Here is a 2,125-nt window from a genome sequence, read left to right as displayed (position 1 = left end):
AGCCCCGCTTCGGCTCCTGATGCCGCTTTTGTAGTAGCTTTTTTAATTCATCTAGCCTGCTTTGATCCATTTGCCGCCTTTAAATTTGATGGACGCGCCATTTTATAGCGCCGCCGCTTAAAGCTCATTAAATTTTACCGCTCGCCCGCTGCGCGCCGTTTGATCAAAATTTAGCTCTCGTATCTTTGCAGCGATTTTTTATATGTTTTCGCCGCAGCGCAGCCCGTGCTCAGATATGCTTCAAACTCCTCGCTAGTAAGCCTGCGCGGCTCATTCGCAAGCCTTGCCGCAGCCGCTGTACCCGTCGCACAGCTAGCGCTTGTACCGAAATTCGCTTCATTTACGATCTCGCCTCGTCGGATTCGGTTGCTAAAGCCCGCTGCATGCGCTATTTGCGGCGCACGCCGTAGCGAAAAGCTTAAATTTCGCGTTTGTAGATTTAAAATTTTACCCATGCATTTGCGCGGACCCGTGATAAAATCGCCGTTTTTTACAAGTGTGGCGACGACAGGGCTGAGCGGACCGCTGCCCGTGGAGCCGCTCAAGTCGCCCTCCGAGCCAGATAAGCGGCTCGCTGTACCAGGTAATCCGCCCGCCAAAAGCTCTGCACCGCCTAGGATGCGCAGGCTTCGCACCAAAATCCCGCCGCCGCTTTGCGGGACGCTGCGAAACGAAATGTCAAAGCCGAAATTGTGAAAAAATATCTCGCCCGCCCGCGATATGCGCTTGTAAGTGTTGCGATCCGCGCCCGTGAAATACGCCTCGATCTCCGCGAAGGCGAATTCTGCGCCGCTTACGCAAAGCACATAGTTTTGCAGCAGATCGCGCATGAAATTTTCGATCTTTGCCTGCGCTCGCTCGGCATTAAACTGTGCCTGCGGCAGATGGGCACTTAGCCCTGCCTGCGATGGACGGACGTTAAATTTTAAGTGTGCTTGCTCCGTATCAAGACGCACTTGCTCGGCATCAAACGGCGGCTTGGCATTAAATTTTAAAATTTCATCTTGCTGCGCGCCGTTAGAATATGACTGTCCGCCGCGAAATTCCGCGCCGTCTTGTGATTTTAAGGGCTTGTCGCCGCTCCCGTCTCTCGCGCTTCCTGCAAGTTTATGATTTTTTGAAGCGAGCTTTGAGCCCGCCGAAATTCCAAACTCCGCCGCGTCGATTTTTGAGAAAAATTTTTCTAAATTTTCATCGCCCAGCATTTTGCTCTTCCGTAGAATTTCCTTTGCGCTTCGCGATATCCGCCTTGCTGCCCACAGTGTCAGATTTGCCGTTGTTTGCCTCGGCGCGCGTTAAATTACTGCTGCCACTCGTCGTGTTTGCTTCGTTATCTTTAAAATTTGAAGCTTCGCAACGATCTACGCCTAAACGCTCGAAATAATATCTCTCTCGCTCGCCTAAGTTTTCTACTCCCCTTTCGCATACACGCTTGATATACGCCTTGCTAGGGTATCTAAGCCGATTGAGCGCCAATTCACTACCCGCGTCTGCGCGCTTTATCAGCTTGGCGATGCAGGCGTCATCCTCTTCACTATTTGCAATATAATCCCATATGCCACAGTATCTATCACCGCTCAGCGCCGTAATCAAAAAATAAACCCAAAGCAGTATTATGGCAATCGATATGCTTCCTTTTATTTTTAAAGATCTCTTTTTTACCATGTTTTTCCTTGAGTAATAAATTTTAACTCATTTTTTCACAAATTTGACCAACGACATAAAATTTACGATATCGCCTTCAAGGCTAATCTTATCGCCTAGCATTTTGCTCTTCCGTAGAATTTATATCGTGTTTGATTACGCCTGTTTCATCGCGGATTGTATTCGCACCCTCGCGCGTTAAATTTCTCTCGCCGTCCGTCGCGTTCATATCACCTCGCACTAAATTACCGCCGCTGCTCGTCGTATTTGCCTCGCCGCCCTTTGATTTGGGTGTTTTAAAGCCAAAATTCTCACAGCGATCTCCTCGAAAATCTTGGAAATAATATTTCTCGCGCTCACCTAAGCTTTCCACTCCTTTTTCGCACACTCGCTTAATATACGCCTCATGCGGATACCTTAGTCTGTTTGCCGCTAGGATATCGCCGGCATCCGCTTGCTTTACTAACTTAGCGATGCAGAC

The 2,125-nt window shown here is 49.0% G+C and carries 3 protein-coding genes; all 3 read right to left on the bottom strand.

Annotated elements, in window-relative coordinates; genetic code table 11:
* Window positions 1-170 precede the first annotated feature (170 nt).
* A complete protein-coding gene (locus Q0236_RS00975; protein WP_297913950.1) occupies window positions 171-1,205 on the bottom strand; it encodes a hypothetical protein in 1,035 nt (344 codons plus the stop codon).
* Complete coding sequence (locus Q0236_RS00970) at window positions 1,192-1,665, bottom strand: hypothetical protein (protein ID WP_297913947.1); 474 nt, start codon at window positions 1,663-1,665, stop codon at window positions 1,192-1,194. The genes Q0236_RS00975 and Q0236_RS00970 overlap by 14 nt, the downstream gene beginning before the upstream one ends.
* Before the next feature lie 88 nt (window positions 1,666-1,753).
* Window positions 1,754-2,125: hypothetical protein (locus Q0236_RS00965; RefSeq protein ID WP_297913944.1), on the bottom strand; the 372-nt coding region annotated here is incomplete at its 5' end.

The organism is uncultured Campylobacter sp., assembly GCF_938031315.1.
Taxonomy (GTDB): domain Bacteria; phylum Campylobacterota; class Campylobacteria; order Campylobacterales; family Campylobacteraceae; genus Campylobacter_B.
Note: the sequence above shows the minus strand (reverse complement) of the source record. Positions and strands in the feature narration are given on the sequence as shown.

Excerpts from the sequence above, each read along its gene's own strand:
- Q0236_RS00975 (WP_297913950.1), bottom strand. The coding sequence starts at position 1,205 with ATGCTGGGCGATGAAAATTTAGAAAAATTTTTCTCAAAAATCGACGCG.
- Q0236_RS00970 (WP_297913947.1), bottom strand. The coding sequence starts at position 1,665 with ATGGTAAAAAAGAGATCTTTAAAAATAAAAGGAAGCATATCGATTGCC.